The sequence below is a fragment of the Paenibacillus sp. J22P165 genome, assembly GCF_059692015.1.
The window spans coordinates 383,204-404,413 of record NZ_JCAUAP010000008.1 but is presented as its reverse complement, the minus strand read 5'-3'; the positions used below and the strand labels follow the sequence as shown (position 1 = coordinate 404,413).

General features: G+C 43.9%; 17 protein-coding genes. 14 read left to right on the top strand and 3 right to left on the bottom strand.

Annotated elements, in window-relative coordinates; translation table 11 throughout:
* The first annotated feature begins 14 nt into the window (after nt 1–14).
* From AC58QM_RS21920 to AC58QM_RS21880, 9 genes are all read left to right on the top strand, one after another.
* Nucleotides 15–1,025 carry a response regulator gene (locus AC58QM_RS21920; RefSeq protein WP_497286979.1) on the top strand — a complete coding sequence of 337 codons (1,011 nt, stop codon included), beginning with the start codon at nt 15–17 and terminating at the stop codon, nt 1,023–1,025.
* Entirely contained in the window at nt 1,022–2,866 is a 1,845-nt protein-coding gene (locus AC58QM_RS21915; protein WP_497286978.1) for a sensor histidine kinase, read from the top strand. The genes AC58QM_RS21920 and AC58QM_RS21915 overlap by 4 nt, the downstream gene beginning before the upstream one ends.
* 107 nt (nt 2,867–2,973) lie before the next feature.
* Nucleotides 2,974–4,542 (top strand): type 2 periplasmic-binding domain-containing protein, encoded by a 1,569-nt coding sequence (locus AC58QM_RS21910; protein WP_497286977.1) that lies wholly within the window; start codon nt 2,974–2,976, stop codon nt 4,540–4,542.
* A 65-nt stretch (nt 4,543–4,607) separates the two neighbouring features.
* A complete protein-coding gene (locus AC58QM_RS21905) occupies nt 4,608–5,570 on the top strand; it encodes an ABC transporter permease (RefSeq protein ID WP_497286976.1) in 963 nt (320 codons plus the stop codon).
* A 1-nt stretch (nt 5,571) separates the two neighbouring features.
* On the top strand, nt 5,572–6,441 hold the full coding sequence (locus AC58QM_RS21900; RefSeq protein ID WP_497286975.1) for a carbohydrate ABC transporter permease: 870 nt from the start codon (nt 5,572–5,574) through the stop codon (nt 6,439–6,441).
* Between the two features lie 41 nt (nt 6,442–6,482).
* Entirely contained in the window at nt 6,483–7,397 is a 915-nt protein-coding gene (gene rbsK / locus AC58QM_RS21895) for a ribokinase (protein WP_497286974.1), read from the top strand.
* An 18-nt stretch (nt 7,398–7,415) separates the two neighbouring features.
* On the top strand, nt 7,416–9,554 hold the full coding sequence (locus tag AC58QM_RS21890) for an ADP-ribosylglycohydrolase family protein (protein WP_497286973.1): 2,139 nt from the start codon (nt 7,416–7,418) through the stop codon (nt 9,552–9,554).
* A gap of 32 nt (nt 9,555–9,586) precedes the next feature.
* Nucleotides 9,587–11,134 (top strand): sulfatase-like hydrolase/transferase, encoded by a 1,548-nt coding sequence (locus AC58QM_RS21885; RefSeq protein WP_497286972.1) that lies wholly within the window; start codon nt 9,587–9,589, stop codon nt 11,132–11,134.
* A 168-nt stretch (nt 11,135–11,302) separates the two neighbouring features.
* Nucleotides 11,303–12,013, top strand: a complete 711-nt coding sequence (locus AC58QM_RS21880) for an AAA family ATPase (protein WP_497286971.1) — start codon at nt 11,303–11,305, stop codon at nt 12,011–12,013.
* Nucleotides 12,014–12,041: 28 nt separating this feature from the next.
* On the opposite strand, the gene AC58QM_RS21875 is transcribed toward AC58QM_RS21880, so the two are convergent.
* On the bottom strand, nt 12,042–13,001 hold the full coding sequence (locus AC58QM_RS21875) for a TIGR03943 family putative permease subunit (protein ID WP_497286970.1): 960 nt from the start codon (nt 12,999–13,001) through the stop codon (nt 12,042–12,044).
* Nucleotides 13,002–13,022: 21 nt separating this feature from the next.
* Nucleotides 13,023–14,045: a permease gene (locus tag AC58QM_RS21870; RefSeq protein WP_497286969.1), complete on the bottom strand. Its 1,023-nt coding sequence runs from the start codon at nt 14,043–14,045 to the stop codon at nt 13,023–13,025.
* A gap of 277 nt (nt 14,046–14,322) precedes the next feature.
* Between AC58QM_RS21870 and AC58QM_RS21865 the strand changes: the two genes are divergently transcribed.
* The 4 genes from AC58QM_RS21865 to AC58QM_RS21850 all read left to right on the top strand — a co-directional run bounded on the left by AC58QM_RS21865 (nt 14,323) and on the right by AC58QM_RS21850 (nt 18,082).
* Nucleotides 14,323–15,027 carry a metal ABC transporter ATP-binding protein gene (locus AC58QM_RS21865; RefSeq protein WP_497286968.1) on the top strand — a complete coding sequence of 235 codons (705 nt, stop codon included), beginning with the start codon at nt 14,323–14,325 and terminating at the stop codon, nt 15,025–15,027.
* Nucleotides 14,973–15,854 (top strand): metal ABC transporter permease, encoded by an 882-nt coding sequence (locus AC58QM_RS21860; RefSeq protein ID WP_497286967.1) that lies wholly within the window; start codon nt 14,973–14,975, stop codon nt 15,852–15,854. The genes AC58QM_RS21865 and AC58QM_RS21860 overlap by 55 nt, the downstream gene beginning before the upstream one ends.
* Nucleotide 15,855: 1 nt before the next feature.
* Nucleotides 15,856–16,797: a metal ABC transporter substrate-binding protein gene (locus AC58QM_RS21855; protein ID WP_497286966.1), complete on the top strand. Its 942-nt coding sequence runs from the start codon at nt 15,856–15,858 to the stop codon at nt 16,795–16,797.
* 79 nt (nt 16,798–16,876) lie between these two features.
* A complete protein-coding gene (locus AC58QM_RS21850) occupies nt 16,877–18,082 on the top strand; it encodes a GTP-binding protein (RefSeq protein ID WP_497286965.1) in 1,206 nt (401 codons plus the stop codon).
* Nucleotides 18,083–18,397: 315 nt separating this feature from the next.
* Here AC58QM_RS21850 and AC58QM_RS21845 read toward each other — a convergent pair whose 3' ends face one another.
* Complete coding sequence (locus tag AC58QM_RS21845) at nt 18,398–19,441, bottom strand: stalk domain-containing protein (protein WP_497286964.1); 1,044 nt, start codon at nt 19,439–19,441, stop codon at nt 18,398–18,400.
* A 425-nt stretch (nt 19,442–19,866) separates the two neighbouring features.
* On the opposite strand from AC58QM_RS21845, the gene rpoN reads away from it, so the two are divergent.
* Nucleotides 19,867–21,201 (top strand): RNA polymerase factor sigma-54, encoded by a 1,335-nt coding sequence (rpoN, locus tag AC58QM_RS21840; protein ID WP_497286963.1) that lies wholly within the window; start codon nt 19,867–19,869, stop codon nt 21,199–21,201.
* The last annotated feature ends 9 nt before the right edge of the window (nt 21,202–21,210 follow it).

Genomic DNA, 21,210 nt, shown 5'->3' with positions numbered 1-21,210 from the left:
AGAGGTGCATAGCCATGTTCGATGTCTTAATCGCTGAAGATGAGCTATGGATACGCAGTGCGATCGGTGAAATGGTGGAGAAGCTCAGTCCGGCATTTCATGTGGTCGGTGAAGTGGGAAACGGAGAAGATGCCTGGCAGTCCATACAAGAATGTTGGCCGTCCATCCTGATCACTGATATCATGATGCCTCGCCAGAATGGCCTCTGGTTAGCTGAGCAAGTTTATCAGCATGAACTGCCGATGGCTACGATTATCGTCAGTGGCTATGATAATTTTCAATATGCTAAGCAAGCTATGCGGTTTGGTATTTTTGAATATTTGTTAAAGCCGCTGAACGAGGATGAACTCCATGGTGCATTACGTAGAACGGCAGAGCGTTTAGCTAGCATGACAGGCACGAGAGAGACGATAACGCGCTTACAACAATTTGCGGACTCACTCCCGGAGCTTTCACAGCAAGAATTGCCAAACCAGATGGAAAGCGTTCTCCAAGCGACCTTTCAACTTCGCATTTCCCCAGACGTAAGAAATAATTTATTCCGCATGCTGTCGAGTCGTTTTAATGAACTGATTCAGGGTGTAAACCGAGATTTCAACTGCTTACCCTTGCTTGTAGACAGCAAAGAGGAGGTGTATCGCCACTTCAAACGGCTCATCGAAGCTTGGAATGAGATCTACCCGCAATATGCCAATCAACATGTGAAAATGGCGATTCGCAAAGTTTGTGACCATCTTGATACGCATTACGCGCATACGTATACACTGTCAGAAGCTGCAGAAATGGCCCATCTCAGTGTTTCTTATTTTAGTGCGTTATTTAAGAAATCTACCGGCCTGACGTATTTAAATTATGTCAATCAACTTCGGATTGAGAAGGCGAAATCGCTGCTGCTTGTTCCTGAAATGAAAATTTACGAGGTCGCGGACCATGTAGGATTTGCTTCTTTGCCCTATTTTAACCGTACGTTTAAACAAATAACGAACTTAACACCGTTGGAGTATAGAAAGAGTCTAGGTATATGATAAAAACACGATGGTTGCACCAATTGCCCATAAGGACGAAGATGGTCCTCGCATTTCTGAGCGTCAGTATAGCCTCTGTGCTATTACTGGCACTCAGTTCTCACTATTACTACGGCCAAGCGGTTAAGAAGGATTTCTTCAATATCTCGAATGAAGCGACGAACCGGCTTAACTATTTCTTGGATTATTATTTTAAACAATTCCAACGCTCCTCTAGTACCTTGATTCAAAGCAATACGGTGCAAAACTGGTTAGATCACAAAGAGCAGCCATCTGAACCTAATCTGGATAATGTTGAAAATATTGAAAGAGAACTTCGACGGTATGTCGCATTAAATTTCCCCGAAATACAGAACATGTTTCTCATAAATCGGGATCATCAGGTCGTATCCATTCGGCAATCGTATGTGGGAAATAATGATTATACGTCCGAACCTTGGTTTGGAAGGCCTTTGCAAGCGAAGAAATCAATCATACAAACGCATTTGGCCGAGTATCCGGGCAGTATGGGGGAAGGCGTATTGTCGATTGTGCTGCCAATCTTTAGCGTGGATACAACCGATCTCATTGGAAATTTGGTCATCGATATTTCGTTAACGGAAATTGATCAAGCGTTCCAGCGCTCTAAGCTGGGTGAAACCGGCAATTTCTTCATTCTTTCTGACAATGATACGATTGTGTATCATGCGAATCATCAATGGAACGGGTTATTGATAGACAAGACGGACTTGGGATCACTGCAAATATCGAAACAACAAGGTGCGGCGATTCAAACCTTTCACGGAGTAGATTACTTAATCGCTACAGTTATTTCTGATAGCACACATTGGCGAATCGTTGCCTTAGTTCCCTTTGAGGAAATGGCAGGAGAACTGCAATTAGCAACGAATTCGACACTTGCCATTCTAGGCGTGATCGCGTTATTTATCCTATTCATCGTACCGTTCCTATCCGCAAGATTCGTCGAGCCCATTGTAACCTTAAAAAACTTAATGCGCCGTGTTGCCGGGGGAGATCTAAGCGTACGCTCAGCTCCTGTTCCTGGACTGGATGAGTTCCAACAGCTTAACCACAGCTTTAATATCATGGTGAGTCGATTAGAGGAGCTTTTCGAATCCAATGTTAGTCTTAGTGTGAAAGAAGTACAGTCCCAACTGCTGCAGAAGGAAGCCATGATTAAAGCGTTGCAAAATCAAATTAATCCACATTTGCTTTACAATTCGCTAGGTATTATTCAAAGCATGGCTTATTTGGAGCAAATGCCGATGATCGAGAAAATGGCTGGCAATTTAGCCGATGTTTATCGTTATACAGCGCGCTATAGCGGTCTAGAAACGACGTTACGCGAAGAAATGGTGCATCTGCAGAAGTACTTAGAAATCATTCATATTCGGTTTCCGAACAATTTCCAAAGTCGACTTTACGTCAACGAGAAGTTCCATTCCTGTTCGGTAGTTAAATTGATTTTGCAGCCGATTATCGAAAATGCAGTGAAATATGCCATTGAACCTATGGAGGGCAAGGGGGTTATTATTGTCAGCGCCTATGACGATAAAGAGGACTTGGTTATTGAAATTGCCGATAACGGCCCTGGTATTGACGAAGCAAAGTTAAGGGAGATGGAAGAGAGATTAACGGCCATTTCATCTTTGAAAATACCACCTTATGAGGAAAGTGAATCGCTAGGGATCACCAACGTCCATACGAGGCTTGTGTTGAAATATGGCGTTGGCTATGGCATTCATATCGATTCATTTCCTGGTCGAGGTACAGTCATTTCACTGCGTATTCCGCTTCCTCGTCAACTCCCATCAGAAGATCTGATTATACGTACGTCATAAACTGAGTAGAATCCATTTGGAAATCGTAATTTCAGGCAAGGAAATGAGCCTATGAGCGGATTATAATTAAGATGTATCCAATAACGATGCAAATAGGGGGAATACGAGTGAAAAAATGGATTTCTATTTCGTTTGCCATTCTGCTATCCACAAGTGTGGTTGCCGGATGTTCGAGCAATACCTCGACAACAACGTCGACAGAAAGCCCGAAATCAACGGCTAAGGAAACGGCAGCATCCACAGCCGCAGCTTCAGCCAATCCCCAAGACGATTTGAAAGAAAAGCTAGAGCTGAACATCATGACGATCAGCTATGAAGGCGGTGGGTGGCCTGCGAACAATTCCATGATTGATTTTCTCAATAAGAAATTCAATATCGATCTCAAGTTTCAATGGATTTCACAAGACAACTACAAAGAAAAGTTGAATGTGTTGGCAGCATCTGGTGACTTTCCTGATTCCTTTTTACTCCTAAAAGAAGATTTCCTGAAGTGGCGTGATAAAGGTGTATTCCTTGACTTGAAACCACTCTTGGGTAAATATCCGAATTTAGCGAAGCAGCTAGGCGGCGAAGAACAACTGCAATTTATGAGCCCGAAAGGGAAGTACTACAGCGTTCCTTATTATCAAATTGAAACACAGACGTCTTTAGGTATTCGCAAAGATTGGCTGGATAAGCTAGGGTTGCAAATGCCAACGACGACGGATGAGTTTTATAAAGTTGCGAAAGCATTTGCGACGCAAGATCCGGATGGCAATGGCAAGCAGGATACGTACGGCTTCTCCGCATCATTGGTTGCGAACAAGACCGATTTTAAACATGTGGATCAATTGAAAGCGGCTTTTGGCCTAGTGGACGTTTGGGGATTAAAAGACGGCAAGTTGATTAGCTGGCATGTGCAGAACAAAGAGCTGAAGGACTTCGCTGCCTACATGGCCAAAGCGTATGCGGAAGGCGTGTTGGATAAAGATCTTGCGATTAATAAAGTGAAAGATCCACAGGACAAATATGAAGCGGGTAAAATTGGCGTGGATGATGTCGTACCCAACGTCTTTTATCAAACCATTGTCCCTAATTTGAAAAAAATTGACCCTAAAGCAGAAACCGTACAGCTGTTACCGCCAAAAGGGCCGACAGGACTGCAAGGTACCGCAACAAATGCGATCACACAACGAATTGTGATTAATGCGAAGAGTGATCTGAAGAAGCAAGATAGATTAATGAAACTGTTTGATTATTTAGTATCAGACGAAGGAAATACACTAACGAAGAATGGAATTGAAGGGGTTCATTACAAAAAAGACGGCGATAAGTATGTCAAATTGGAAGCGTTTGATAAAGAACGTCCGATCTTAATCTCCGCTTGGTATTTGCGTAGATTCGATGTGAATACCCAAATTCGACTTTGGGATGACACCACGCTGGTGAATAATGTGAATCAGTGGTTCAAGAATAGCGAGCCATTCAAATGGCCGAATCTGGCAGCCGGCCTAGAATCACCTACGGATACGAAGTCAGGGGCAACGATCGATCAGAAGTTCATGACGACGCTGCTGAAGGTCATCATGGGAGAGCAGCCACTTGATACCATTGATCAGGCTGTTGAGCAGTGGAAGAAAGATGGCGGTGATCAAATTACGAAGGAATATAACGAAGCATATCTGCAAACGAAATAGGCGATAGGAGGTCCTTCGGAAGGACCTCTCCCTCAAGTTTCATTTCTGCTCCGAGGAGGAGACTTATGAAAAGGAATAGTCAAGTAGATGTCATTCGACCGCCGTCTCTTCCACAAGGCATGCGATGGAAGCCGAGATCAGCATGGAAACGCGGAATTCCTTTGTATCTGATGATTTTGCCAGGTTTTCTGTTTTTCGTCATTTTCAAATACATTCCCATGGCTGGGCTCGTCATTGCTTTTCAAGAGTTTGATCCATTCCTAGGATTTAAAGAAAGTCCCTGGATCGGCTTGGATAATTTCGGGCGGTTGTTTACAGATCCAGATTTTTTAACGCTCCTTAGCAATACGCTTATTCTCAGCGCACTTAATTTGTTTTTATTTTTCCCAGCACCGATTCTTTTCGCACTCTTGTTAAATGAGGTCAGTCGTGCGTGGTTTCGTAAAACGGTGCAAACGATACTCTATTTACCTCATTTTCTTTCCTGGGTCATCGTGATGAGTATTACCGTTGTCTTGTTTGCCACACAGGATGGTGGCATTAATAATTTATTGGATAGTATGGGATTTAGCCGGATTGAGCTTATGACAGATCCGAGCTTCTTCCGCATGCTCTATGTTGGTCAGAATATTTGGAAAGAGACGGGTTGGAATGCCATTATCTTTCTTGCGGCGCTAGCTGCCATTGATCCAACACTCTATGAAGCTGCTGTTGTTGATGGCGCGAATCGATGGAAACAGGTTTGGCATGTAACTTTGCCCGCATTGAAATCCACCATTGTCATTCTGCTAATCTTGCGTTTAGGTCAAATTATGGAGCTCGGCTTTGAGCATGTTCTCCTTATGCAGAATCCAGTGAATTTGAGTGTAGCGGATGTTTTTGACACCTATGTGTATCGTAACGGGGTGCTGCAGGGTAATTTCAGCTACTCCACAACAGTTGGGATTTTTAAAGCACTCATTGGTTTGGTTTTGATTCTGTTGGCGAATCGTTTGGCTAAAGCATTTGGGCAGGAGGGGGTGTATTAGCATGCAAACGTTCAATGCACGAGGCCGAGATCCCCTGTTTACACTGCTCATCAATTTTCTGCTAGTCCTTAGCGTAATCGTTGTATTATTTCCTTTTCTCTATGTCGTCATGACTTCCTTTGCATCCAGAGAGGAGATACTTACTCGGGGATTTTTTCTCATCCCGTATGATTGGACAGTGAACGCTTATGGCTACTTGATGACCAGCCCGCAATTCATGGCATCTTTCAAAAACGCTGTGCTTATTACAGTGCAAGGCACGACGGTTAATATGGTGTTGACATCTCTGATGGCTTACGGTCTTTCCAAACGTTGGCTCAAGGGTAGAAGAGTTCTGAATTTTATGGTTCTGTTTACCATGTTATTTAGCGGTGGGATCATACCCACGTACTTAGTTGTAAAAAGTATGCATCTATTGAACAGCTATTGGGCGTTGTTTCTCAGTAGTGCAATTGCACCTTTTCATTTAATTGTCTTGCGCAGCTTCTTTCAGAATATTCCTGCCGAGCTGGAGGAATCCGCACGGATCGATGGCTGTGGTGAGTTGCGCTTGTTCTGGCGTATTATCATCCCATTATCACTTCCAGCCATTGCGACGTTCACACTCTTCTATGCGGTACAGAACTGGAACTCCTATTTTAATGCGGTGCTGTATATCAATGATTCGTCGAAATGGCCTTTGCAAGTGTTCTTGAGACAGATGATGAATGAAGCGAACAATAGCTTGGAGAATATGTCCACAGGGTTTGAGTTTAGTCCCGCCGTCAAAATGGCAGCCATCGTATTAACTGCATTGCCGTTGCTGATCGTGTATCCATTTCTGCAAAAATATTTTAACAAAGGCATGTTGATGGGATCTGTAAAAGGGTAAAAATGCAAAATGATCTCACATGAGGAGGAGGGGAAATATCGATGAGTGATATTATCGTCGTTGGCAGCCTTAATGTGGATATGGTTAGTCGAGTTGAGGATTTCCCCGTACCTGGTCAGACAATCAAATGCAAATCCATGGTGACCTATCACGGTGGAAAAGGGGCTAATCAAGCGGTGGCAGCCAATCGGGCGGGTGCTTCCGTTACGATGATTGGAGCTATAGGCCGGGACTCGTTTGGGAGCGAAGTGTTACAAGCCTTGCAGCAGCAAGGTGTGAATACGCAAGCGATTGGTGTCAAACCAGGACCAACAGGTTTGGCTTATATCATGGTCAATGATGCTGGGCAGAATCAGATTGTGTTAACAGAAGGTGCCAACGGGCTAGTGAAGCCAGAGGACATGAACGCAGCTACCTTCGATTCAGCGAAGGTGATTCTCCTGCAAAATGAAATTCCTTGGGAAACGAATCTCTACGTGCTGCAAATGGCGAAAGAGAGAAACATCCCCGTCGTTCTCAATCCAGCACCTGCCTTACAGATCCCGAGTGAGATTCTACCTCTCATCGGTGCCCTCGTATTAAACGAATCGGAAGCACACGATCTGTTAGGCAAGCCTGTCAATAGTAAGGCAGATGCTATTCTCGCCGCAAGCACTTTGATTGAATATGGTGTGCGTGAGGTCATCGTAACCCTAGGAGCGCATGGTTCCCTCTATATGGGAAATGATGGTTCATATTTGTTCATGCCAGCTTTCTCTGTAGAGGCCATGGATACGACATCAGCAGGGGATACTTTCATCGGCTACTATGCCGCATCCATTTGTTTAGGTCTGCCCGTGCATGATGCCTTGCGTTATGCCTCAGGGGCAGCAGCTATTTCTGTAACGAGACATGGTGCACAAGCGTCAATCCCTTCAAGGGAAGAAGTCGAAGCGTTTCTCAACAATACCAGATGAGCGAAGGTGGTAGGATAGATGGCTTTACAGCACGATTACATCGAAAAAGTCTATGCGGGTTGGTTAGCTAAAGTGATAGGCGTAAGACATGGCGGTCTCATTGAGAACTGGACGTATGATCGCATTGAGCGAACATTTGGAGAGATTACAGACTATCTGCATGAGTTTATTAATTTTGCTGCAGATGATGATACGAATGGGCCTATTTTCTTCCTGCGCGCGTTAGAGGATTATGTGTGTGGAACTAGTATTACAGCTGAACAAATGGGATTAACCTGGCTGAATTATGCCCCTGATGGCCATGGCTTTTATTGGTGGGGAGGCTACGGTAAATCAACTGAACATACGGCGTATTTAAATTTAAAAAATGGAATTATGGCACCGCGCTCCGGATCAGCGGAACAAAACGGTCTTGCAGTCGCCGAACAAATAGGCGGGCAAATTTTTATCGATGTTTGGGGACTTATCGCGCCTGGCAATCCAAAGCTTGCCGCACACTTCGCCGAGAAGATCGCCTCTGTATCGCACGACGGTAATGGTAAATATGGGGGCATGTTCTTAGCCGCATGCATCGCTGCCGCTTTCACAGAGCAGGATATCGAACAAATAATTGAAGAAGGACTGGCAGTTATCCCTGAAGATTGTGCCTATACGCAGGTTACTCGAGCAGTTATCGACTTCTATAAGCGGAACCCGGATAATTGGCGCGATGCCTTTCATTTTGTCAAAAACAACTACGGCTACGATAAATATCCAGGACATTGTCATATCATTCCGAATTCGGCTGTTATGATTCTATCTCTTCTATATGGAAAAGGGGATTTCTCTAGCACAATCAACATTTGCAATATGTGTGGGTGGGATACCGATTGTAATGTAGCGAATATCGCCACAATTATGGGCGTTCGAGGTGGCATTGCGTGTATTGATGATAAATGGCGGAAGCCAATTAATGATTTTCTTTGCTGCTCAAGCGTCATTGGTTCGCTCAACATTCTTGATATTCCTTGGTGTGCTTCCTATATTGCGAAGATTGGCTATAAGCTTGCCGGAGAAGAAGCGCCTGAGCCTTGGGGAAGCATCTTTGCGGATACGGATACAAGATTTCATTTTGAATATCCAGGATCTACGCATGCGTTTCGTTTGGAACACTCGGATAATTTACCAGTCACCGGCTACTTGGAAAACTCAGAGCTATGGTCTGCCTCAGGGCAACGCTCCTTAAAAGTACATTTTAATAATGTGCAAGGCGGCTGTGCCTACCGTGTGTATCATCAAACCTACTATCGACCGCATGATTTCAACGATAGCCGGTATGATCCAAGCTTCTCACCTATCCTTTATCCAGGACAATTGATGGAGGCCATGGTGGTTCTGCCTGCAGCTGGCGGCCAACGTGTGAAGGCACGCTTGTACGTAAAGGATGGGAATAGTGGCACCTATCATTATGGGGAAGCTGTGCAGTTAATAGCTGATCAGTGGGCACAGATCACCTTCCAAATTCCTCCTTTAACGGACGCTTGCTTAGAGCATGCGGGTATTGAGCTCATACCAATGGACGGGAAAAATGAAAAAGGACCCAGCTTGGTCTGTTACATTGACGAAATTCGATTCACAGGTAAACCGAATTATGAGATTCATTTTGCCAATGAACGCTTAGAGAAATGGAACGGTTTGCACATCGAAGTTAGCCAATTATCCTACTTACGCGGGATTTGGACGCTGGAAGATGGGGAATTAAGCGGTAGCTATGCCGGGGAAACGGCGGAAGCCTACACAGGTCTACTAACATGGGATAATTATGACTTTAGTGCCACGGTCATTCCTAAATTGGGGGAACAACATCACATCAATTTTCGTGTGCAAGGAGGTATCCGTTCCTATGCCGTAGGTTTCGCACCGAATGGCAAATTAACGTTGTATAAGAATGAAAATGGCTATCGCATATTAAGTGAGACCAATTACACTTGGGAGATTGGAAAGGAAGCAGTGATTGCTGTTAGAGCGGAACATAATCATTTCCAAATCACCGTAGATGGTGTCCAACAGCTTGATTTCCTAGACGAAGATCAGCCTTATTTGACTGGGATGGTTGGATTCTCCAATGCAGCGGGCAGCCATACGCATTATCGCAGCTTTTCAGTAGTCGGCCTATAACCCGATTAACGAGTAGAAAGAGGTGTCTACCGATGAGTAAACCTAATATTGTCGTCATTTGCAGCGACCAACATCATCCCTTGATTACGGGTTATCGCGATCATCCTTATATTCAAACTCCGAACCTTGATCAACTTGCGGCTGATGGAACTCATTTTACAAGCGCATATAGTAATTGCCCGGTGTGTACGCCAAGTCGCATGAGCTTCATTACAGGTAAATATCCGCATCAGATTGATAGTTGGTTTCTAGGTTGTCCACTCGACCCTGAGGAGATGACGTGGTCACGCAAGTTGGATCAGGCGGGTATACCATCAGCGATGTTTGGGAAAATGGATTTCTGCGGCGACTATCAAGACGGTGGATTTACGGAGTATAAAATCATTAAGAAACGCCCAGCGTTTGCTCCATATCCACGGACGACACCGCTATACTCACGTCTTGAAGGGCATGTGCGTGTCGATAAAAGGCAGCATATCCTGAATGCTGGCATTCGGGAAGATGTTGTGACGGATGGTGATACCGGCTACAATCGGGATTTAGGCTTCTACGATCATGACCGTGTTGTGACGGATTGGGCGATTGACTTTTTACAGCGCAAAGGCGGGGAAGAGGAGCAGGCACCTTGGGCGATGTACGTTGGTTTGATGTATCCTCATTGGCCGTATAAAGTGCCGAAGCCATACTACGACATGTATTATCCTGATCGTGTAGTGCTGCCGCATGATGCTCATTTTCCAAATGATCATCTACATCCACAAGTACGCAATATGCAGAATGCGCTCGGACTTGGAGAGATTACGGAAGAGAATCTGCGTAACGTTATCGCTGCGTATTATGGGATGATTACGGCTTTGGATGATAATATTGGCAGAATCGTCGCAGAATTGAAGGCTCAAAATCTATACGAAAACACCTATATCGTGTATATGTCGGATCATGGCGAAAATTTAGGCGAGCATGGCCTATTTTATAAGCAGTGCAGTTACGAGGCTTCCGTTGGCGTACCCTTAATCGTGAAAGGGCCTGGCGTGCCAAGTGGAAAACGTATGGATCATCCGGTCAGTTTAGTTGATTTGTACCCTACCATTATGGAGATGGCTGGTTTAGAAACAGAGGCAGATCGCCCTGGCCAGAGCTGGCTTCCTTTGATGAAAGAGGGAGAGCAAGAGGGTAGGAACGAATACGCATTCTCCGAATATCATGGTAATTTTTTCAAGCAAGACTGGTATATGCTGGTGAAGGATGGCTATAAATACACCTATTATGTGAATGACCGTCCATCCTTATTTCATCTACAGGAAGACCCGCAGGAATTACGAGATTTGGCTGAAATACCTGAGTATAAGGAACGTTTGGCTCAGTTTGAAGCGATATTGAGAGATATTGTTGATCCTGAAGAAGTTTCTCAGCGAGCGAAGGGACATTTGGGACTAATCGGTCAGAATGGTGAAGATTATACGCTAACGATGACGGACCCTGAATGCAAGGAACTCATTAAACAAGGCGTGTTTCAGGATGAATTGGAGTTTCCGAAATGGACGGGACCGATAGGCATTCTGCAGAAAGGTGCGAAATAGTTAATATGGAATAGTGTGCTGGAAGAGCCTGAGGAATCGGGCTTTTTTTGTTTCAAATGACCAATAGTTAATGCTATTAACTATTGTGGATTGCGCATTTCTTTACTTCGAGTTATAAAAGTTTAAAATAGAAGGAGAGCTTGGAAATATGATTTGGAGTTGAACATTATGTATTTGAGAAGACTAGAAATCCAAAAACAAGCGAATATAGATGCTTCGAAATACCCTTTCACCATCCCTTCCATTCAATCGTTGACTTCCATCAGATTTGAGAAGAATGTTACTTTTTTCGTTGGCGAGAATGGATCAGGGAAATCAACGATTCTTGAAGCAATCGCCTACCAATGCGGATTTAACACGGCTAGTGGCGGTAAAAATAATGTCTATGATGTCAATGCAGCTCACTCCATTCTGGGGGAGCACTTACGTCTGTCTTGGATGCCGAAAATAACAAATGGTTTTTTCCTAAGAGCGGAAACCTTCTATAATTTTGCCAGTTATTTAGACACGATACCAGAAAGCTTACCTTATTATGGTGGACGCTCGTTACATGAGCAATCGCATGGTGAAGCGTTTCTCTCCCTTTTTAAACATCGATTTGGGAAAAAGGCCATTTATCTGCTCGATGAGCCCGAGGCAGCGTTATCTCCAGCAAGGCAGTTAGCTCTCATGCGAGTTATTAAAGATTTGGAGAAGGAAGCCCAATTTATTATCGCCACCCATTCTCCAATACTGCTTGGCTATCCAGATGCGCAAATTCTTAGTTTTGATGACCAGCCGATCACTGAAATTGAGTACGAGGAAACGCTGCACTATATGATTACAAAGCGATTTCTTGACAATCGAAAAATGATTCTAGATGAGCTGTTTAAAGATTGATGTGTGCGAAAACCTCTTGCTTGCTCAGCTATTTGAGTACCGTAAGGGGTTCAAAATGCGGATACACATACGGTGAGCTTGGCGCCGTGATCTCCTCAATGTGAGTAGCCGCAATCGTGAAGATCTCGTTGCTGTTATAGTTGCCAAATTGAACGGTTCCCGTCACTTTTACCCACATATCCTGTGGGAATGTTTGCGCTGAAGGGAATTCAACCAATACCCCGTAAGGCGATGCATCCGCTGAACAACAACTCACCGCAAATCGACCAACAACGAATTGGTTCGTCCTCATTTTATCCTCGCGATATACGAAACCTGTTAATTCAATTTCTTTCCCAATAAAATTTTCCTTAAAAAGGTCAACGGTCGATAAGATCTCCATATAGATTTCTGGGTCTACGATAATACGATCCTTATGATAAAGAATCACCCCCATTTTGGCAAAATCCTCATTCCATGCATCCGGAGCTTTAAATAATTGCTCGATTTCAGACTCTGACAGTGGTCCCTTTGGAGCAGGGATTGGAGAGGCTGGCCTTGTTGGTATCGTGACAGGCTCAGGTTGGCTGGGTAGCGTGCTGGGCTCGACTCGGGTGCTAGCTATGCTCAACGTAGCAGCGGAAAGATTCATTCCCTTGGCAGCTACCATCGTGCTGTTTAGGGCTGTGTCTGGCAGAAGGAAGCCTAGCACTAGGGGGAAAAGAAGAAGCCCATAGGCCATAACATGACGTAAGGGGGAGCGCGTTTCTGACGGATTGCAATCACAGGCAACTGGTTTCCCCCAATAGGTTCGAAGGGCCAGATAGCCTTGAAAACAGGCAATGATATACAACAAAACGGAAGCTAGTTGGACGTAAATCATCATACGTGGAGCGATATAGAGCTGTAGTGTATCTAATTTTGTTAGGACAACAATGTAGCTGGAAAAGCCAAGTAAAATCAGCGTGCGAAAGACATGATGAAAGCTGGTTACCCGAATGTGATTCAAACGAATTCCTCCCCGTAATGGTTATATGATAAACTCCCAAAGCAGTGAACAAATAAGAACCGTGCAAGCAATTAATAGAGCTAGAAGTAGGACGAACTTTGCTTTGAATACGGATAACAGCATGAGCGTACTTTTAAAATCAAGCATAGGACCGAAGACTAGGAAGGTAAGCAACGAACCGGATGTAAACGAAGTCTGGAAGGAAGATGCAACGAAAGCGTCTGAGGTTGAACATATTGAAAGTATATAGGCTAATCCCATCATAAAAATGTGCGAAGTGAGGGGGCCTTGCCCGATGGCAAGCAGGTTGTCCCGCTGCATAAAGACTTGAATCAGTGCGGTTAACAGAGCGCCGAAGACTAAGTATTTTCCCATATCAAAAAACTCATTGGATGTATGTACGAAGAATGTCGTTATTTTACTTGAAAAGCCACCGTGATGGTGATGATCATGGTCATGGTCATGATGATGATGGTGATGATTGAATGCATGACCTTGACTGCTCCTTAACGGATTTTGCCGTACGAATCGATAAAGAATCAAACCGATCACTATCGTCACAATGAGAGCAAGTCCCATACGAGAATAGGCAAGTGAAGGTTGGTTACGAAAAGCCATAAGTGTAGCTGCAAAGACAATGGGATTAAGAATCGGGCCAGCAACAATGAAAACGACTGCGATGTAAATAGGCATTCCTTTTTGGATAAGTCTGCGAACGATCGGAATCATGCCACATTCACACATGGGGAAAAGTAACCCTAACAGACAAGCGAAGAGAATACCTAGCACAGGGTTCCGAGGTATAAAGCGGCGAATGGCTGTCTCTGGCACGAATGATTGCAGCAAGGAGGAAATAATAACACCAAGTAAAATGAACGGTAATGCTTCAAGAATAAGACTAATGAAGATTGTTTTAAACGATTGCAGATGTTCAACGGTAAAAAAGCTGTACAAGAATTCAATTTCTTTAAGAAGAAGTACAAGAAGAATGAGACAGAGCGTTGCAAGAACGGTCATGGTTGTGCGGTACACGTTACTTAACATAGCTGTTAACTCCTTTATTGAACATTATATTACTGTGACTTAAAAGTAATGATTACGATTAAAATCATATGCGAAGATGCTAATTCTTGCAAGCAAGATCTTGACACCGTGGAAAAACCAAGATATATTACATTTGGTAAAGCGTAAATTTTACTATTAAATGTCGGTTGAGCGGAAAATAGATGGATGAACGATAACACACGGTCAATCTTCTTTTGATTTCATTCTATGCTATAATCGTAATTTTTACGCATTAAATATAAAGGAGTTGATACAGATGTTACTTGCCTCTTTACAGCAGGTGGAGTTCGGATATACGGATATCGCCTGTATCCAAGATGCTCAAGTGGACATTCAGTCTGGCGAATTCGTTGCTGTAATTGGTCCGAATGGTGCGGCAAAGTCAACCTTGCTTAAACTCATTTTGGGCTTAGTTGCACCGTGGAAAGGTCACAGGTACTTATCGTCGACCAATGAGAAAGGAGAAAAATTGTGTGTAGGCTATGTATCCCAACAGATCGCTGCATTCAATAGCGGATTCCCAACTAGCATATGGGAGTTTGTACGATCAGGCAGATTTGCCCGAGGACCGTGGCTGCGCAAGCTTCGCAAAGAAGATGATACGATGACCGAAGTGATTCTTCGTCAATTGGGTATGTGGGAATTGCGCAAGCGAAGAATTGGCGAGCTTTCGGGTGGTCAGAAGCAGCGGATTTGCATCGCTAGGGCTCTAGTGCAAGAGCCGGATATGCTCGTGCTCGATGAACCAACGACGGGGATGGATTTGGCAAGCCGCCTTGGTTTGTATCAACTTATGCATCAACAAGTGAAGATTGGTCGAACGGTTGTTATGGTCACTCATCAGTTGGAGGAAGTCACACCCTACATAAACAGAATTGTTACTTTAGAGAGAAAGGAGGAGGGCGGATGGAAATGCTGCACTACGACTTCATGCAACGGGCATTTTGTGCCGGTGGGCTGATCGCAATCATCGCATCGGTACTCGGCGTTTACCTCATATTACGCCGACAAGCACTTATGGCAGATATGCTTTCTCACGTTTCGTTAGCCGGCGTAGCGGGTGGTGCTTTTATCCATATTCATCCTACCTTGGCTGGCTTTGTGGTAGCATCGCTAGGTGCCGTCATTGTTGAATACGTCAGAAGGTCTTATAAGTCCTATAGTGAAATTTCAATCGCCATTATTATGATTGGTGGGCTGTCTTCGGCTGTTATTCTGATGAGTTTAAGCCCCAGTATGAACAAAGGTTTATCCGCTTATTTATTCGGTTCGGTTGTAGCTGTGAATGAAACGGAACTCGTACTTATGGGAAGTGTGACGATCATTGGCGGCCTATTCTTTTACCTGTTCCGTCGACAACTGTATCAAATCACATTCGATGAAGATACCGCGAGGACGAATGGTATTCCTGTGAAATGGATATCGCTCTGTTTTAGTGTACTAACGGGGATGATCGTTTCCGCTGCTATGCCGATTGTGGGGGTACTTCTCGTTTCATCCCTTATCGTATTACCAGCAGCTTTAGCGATCCGAATTTCGTCTAGTTTTACGGCTGCTATTGTAATTGCAATTGGCGTGGGACTGTTAGGGGTATTCTCAGGCCTTACGGCTTCTTATTCACTGAGCACACCGCCAGGAGGAACGATTGCGATTATCCTCTTGCTCCTACTTATCATTGGCTTAAGTATTCAAAAAGTTCTGATGAGATTACGAAAAACAACGAATAAATTCATAGTTGAAGAAAAGGTTTGCGTACCTATCTTACAAACCTACAAGGAGGAATTTTAGTATGAAAGTATGTGTTATAGCTAAATCAATCGCCATTACAGCAGTATCCTTTGTGGTTTTGGCCGGATGCTCATCACAAAGCGTAACTAGCGATGGTAAACTCGATATCGTGACAAGCTTTTATCCAATGTATGAATTCACGAAGCAAATCGCAGGTGAACATGCGAATGTCATTGCCTTAATACCGGCAGGTTCAGAACCCCATGATTGGGAACCTAGCGCCAAGGATATGAAAAAGGTCAAGGAAGCAGACGTATTTGTTTACAACGGTCTTGTTGAAGGATGGGCCGAACAGGCGTTGCAAAGTGCTGCAAATTCGAAGCGTGTCGTCATTGAAGCAAGCAAAGGGATTGAGCTCATGCAAGGTGTGCCAGATGAGGGTGAGGATCATGAAGAGGATCATGACGATCATGCCCATGACTCCGATCCGCATGTATGGCTAGATCCAACTCTAGCCCAACAGGAAGTAGAGGCGATTGCACAAGGCTTGATACAGGCCGATCCTGCTCATCAGGCTGATTATAGAGAGCATGCTGATGCGTATATCGGTAAGCTTAAAGCACTAGATGAAGCTTTTCGGTCAACCCTTGCGAATGTGAAGCACAAAGAATTCGTAACTCAGCATGCGGCATTTGGCTATTTGGCGAAGGCGTATGGCTTAACGCAAATCCCCATTTCAGGTCTTTCACCTGAAGAAGAGCCATCACCTGGCCAAATGACTGACATCATTCAATTTGCCAAGGAGAAACAAGTAAAAACGATCTTCTTTGAAACATTAGTGGATCCAAAAGTTGCTGCAACAATTGCTAAAGAAATCAACGCCAAAACAGATGTACTGAATCCACTTGAAGGATTAACGGCGGAGGATAAAAAGAATAATTTAGACTATATTGGTGTTATGACGAACAACCTTCACGCATTGAAGAAAGCATTAGATGAATAGCTAAGTTGAGATACAAACGAGAGTTTGTTTTTTATTTAAAATGTATTCGTAAAAATTACTATTAAAAGGAGATTTGTTCATGCAAACTATACCTGTCACGGTTTTAAGCGGTTATTTGGGTGCCGGCAAGACAACGATATTAAACCATATTCTTCATAATCAGGTTGGATTAAAAGTAGCTGTTATCGTGAATGATTTAAGCGAAGTTAACATCGACGCTGATCTCATCAGAGAAGGAAACGGTTTTACTCGGACGGATGAAACTTTAATTGAAATGTCGAATGGCTGTATATGCTGTACCTTACGAGAAGACTTGTTGAAAGAAGTTGAGCGACTTGCCAAGGAAAATAAATTTGATTATATTCTGATTGAATCGACAGGCGTGGGTGAACCGTTGCCTGTTGCGCAAACTTTTACCTATCAAGACGAAGAACAAGGCATTGATCTTACCCAGTTTTGTACACTGGACACCATGGTTACGGTGGTAGATGCCTTCCGATTTTGGACAGATTATAGTAGTGGAGAAACACTTCTGGAACGAAGTCAAGCTGTAGGGGAAGACGACACGAGGGATGTTGTTGACTTGTTGATTGATCAAATTGAATTCTGTGATGTTCTTATATTGAACAAGTGTGATAGATTGGAAACAGACGATTTGGATGAACTTGAAGGTGTTCTTCGGGCCTTACAACCGCGGGCCAAATTTATTCGCGCCATCCATGGAGAGGTAGAACCAGCTGAAATTATGCACACAGGGCTATTTAACTTCGATGAAGTGAGCACATCCGCTGGTTGGCTACGAGAATTGGAAAAAGAGGAGCACACCCCAGAGACAGAAGAATACGGCATTTCCTCGTTCGTGTATGAAAGGAATCGACCATTCGAGCCTTCGAGATTACACCAATGGATGTCAGATTGGCCAGCTGAGATCGTCAGAGCCAAAGGCATGATGTGGCTGGCATCTCGTCCGAACTATGCCCAAAACCTCAGCCAAGCGGGTGCTTCTATCCGTTTCGGACCTGCAGGCTTATGGGTCGCAGCCCTACCTGAAGAGGAGAGAGCAGCTGTCCTAGAAGAAGAGTTCAAATTACAGGCCATTTGGGATGACACCTATGGGGATAGGATCAACAGAGTTGTGTTCATCGGGATTGACATGAATCGTACTGAAATTGTGGATTCCCTTGATAATTGCTTATTAACGGATGCTGAGATGCTTGCGGATTGGACGCTGTTTCGGGATGAATTTCCTAATCTAATGATGGAAGTAGAAGATTTAGTACATTAACACGTGTCGCACCCTGACAATTGGAAGAGGAGAGATACTCGAATTCTCAAAGTCATATGTGAGGAACGTGCAACTTCACTAGCTCCCATACGAATCTGGATTAGTCCGGAATGTCCGAACTAAATGGCGTCTTCCTCTCTAAAAAGGATCCATAGTCAGATTCTGCCCAACTAAATAGGTAATTTCCTTCCCTGAGGGTGGTTTTAGTTTATTTAGTTGGGTGTTTTAGGACTAATCAAGAAATTTCGGCGCGGACAGCGACTTTAAGTCGACAATGTCGGACTAAAAGAGAGTTGGATTGCGTTACTCACCGTTTTAGAATAATCTCCTAGCTGTGACAAATCGTTTCTTCCACTTCTCATCGAATTCCGTGAAGTGAACGCCATCCTCTTTCGAATAGGTTTGAAGGATACGTCCATCTCCCGCATAAATCCCAACATGACCAATATCGAGACCGCGAGCAGTGAAAAAGAGAAGGTCACCTTTGCGAATGTCGTTCAAAGCGACTTCCTTCCCTTGCAGCGCTTGGTCGTAGGAAACCCGCGGTAAATCAATCGACAATACATGATCAAATACGTATTGAACGAATGAAGAGCAGTCAAACGTTTGGGTTTGACCTGGCTTGGCACCAAATTCATAAGGCGTACCTAGAAATTGGGACCCGAAAGTGATTAATGCCTCCGCTTGCTTCGCAGCTAGACCCGTACTCGTGTAATCGGTATACATGGAGGCAGCAGAGATGAAGCCAATGGTATCGTCTTGTGTTTGTACTTCCAACCAATTCGAGTTGATTTCTCGAATAACGTGAATTTTGTCTGTTTTGGGAAGCATGCGTAGAACAGAGGTATCGTTTTCTTTTTCAGGTTTGTCACGCAAGTTAACACCATATTGAATCGTAGTTTCATAATTATGAACGGATGAAATGGTAATAGAGCGCGAGTAATCGTGCCATTTTACAAGATTGCCTAACGTTTCACTAATAAATCGCAATGGTATCATGGTAGAGCCATCGATAATTTTGCCAGGGAGGGGCAGCGCAAGCTGTTCCTTATTTTTCGTAGCGAACATGTCTCCGATGCGATAAGTAACGGTCGTGCCAGCTTTCACAGCAGTCACTGTTCGTGTATTCTCATCCCATGTAATGGTAGCTCCTTCTGCTTCAAAGAGCGCACGCATGGGAACAAGACTACTTCCATTTTCAATAACGGGTTGAGTCTGAAAAGAAAGGGGATGCCCATCCAAATACACGGTAGGCGGCGCAGGTATGGACTCAGCGGCTTGTACCGATGTTCCATGAAGGAGTAGTAGGCTTACTATAGTCATTTTGGCTCCTAAAAGGAGACCAGTTCTAATTCTCATGTTGATATACCTCATACTTTCTGATGATGCCTATATCATTCGAAAAAATCTGCTTCCTTTAGTCCGTATTTAGTGGTATCTTCGTTCGCCTATATATGGAAAAAAAGAAGACTCCTTTCGGAGTCTTCTTCGACGGTGAGTAGAATTGATGGTACTCTTGCTTTGAACCTTACTTCGCTTGGTAACTACCTCATCACATCATTGCAGTATGGAAACTACAGTAAGTGGTATGCGGCACATCTCCTCGCCTCCATATGGATTCAAGAACAACTTCCCTTGTGTAAATTGTCTGCGACACAACACCTCACCACTGCTTCACCGTCATAAATTAGTATGTCCGCATTCAAAGACAATATACACAGTTTTGGTTAAATTCTGCTGACCTTGAATACATATAGAAACAACAACGAAATGGGGTGATGCACATGCGCCAAGGATACGGGATGTTCCAACAACAAACGGCCAAATTGCGTATTACCCCTCAGCTGCGAAAAGCAATTATGATTCTCAAACTCTCAACGCCAGAATTACATGAAGTTGTCCAACAGGAGTTAGTTGATAACCCAGCCTTGGATATTGCCGCATACGATTGGGATACGTATAACATCCATAATGTCTCGCCGAAGTTTTTTCGTAAAACAGCGATGATTAATCCTAATTATGACCCGTACCTACATGCGGCTTCGAATGAAGTATCCCTTGAAAGACATTTGAAGGAACAATTGAGCTTTATAAAAAAAATACCGCAAACCATTCGGAAAGTAATTACCTTCTTAATCGGAAATTTGGACACCAATGGTTACCTTGCAACAACGCTGGATGAAGTAGCTGAAATATGTAAGGTGGATATGACATCTGCCAAGTATGCCTTGCGTATTTTACAAAGTTTTGAGCCCCGCGGCATAGGAGCAAGGAATTTACAGGAGTGTCTGCTCCTTCAGGTGCAATCTCTTTCTGATTGTTTTCCCTTAGTGTCTCTGTTAATTCGAAGTCATCTCAAAGAAATTGCTGATTATCGTGTTTCGAAATTAGCAGCGAATCTGCAAGTAGCTCCACAGGAAATTCAGGCGGCGATCGATGTCATCAAAGGATTGAATCCGAGGCCTGGTGGAGCTTTTCATATAGAGGCTGTTCCCTATATCATTCCTGAAGTGATCATCGAGAAGGCAGGTGAACAGCTTATTGTGTTGCTGCATCAAGCAACATCATCGCGACTTTCGGTGAATGGTTATTACGAGCGAATGGTCCAAGAGAACACGGAGTACAACGAAGCAGCCAAATTTCTATCCCATAAATTACATGCGGCGAAGTTCTTTTTGAAGTGTTTAGAGCAAAGACGTAAAACCATATACCGAGTAACACAAGCCATTGTGGAGGAGCAGGCCGATTTTTTCTGGAAGGGGAGTCCACATCTAAAGCCAATGACATTAAAGCAGATTGCGGATAAGTTGGGGATACATGAATCAACAGTCAGTCGCGCTACGGCTGGGAAGTACGCTCAAACACCATGGGGGATCTTTGAACTAAAATATTTTTTTCCATCTGGACTGCAAATGGATAGGGGCGATTCCGCCTCATCGGAACGTATGAAACTGAAAATCAAGGAATGGATCAACAGCGAAAACCCGCGTAAGCCCTTTTCGGATCAAAAGTTGGCAGATCTTATGAAGCAGGAGGGGTTCCAACTATCTCGTAGGACGATAGCCAAATATAGAGAAGAGCTTGGGATTTCTTCTTCTGTGCGAAGGAAACGCATATAGTTGAAATAC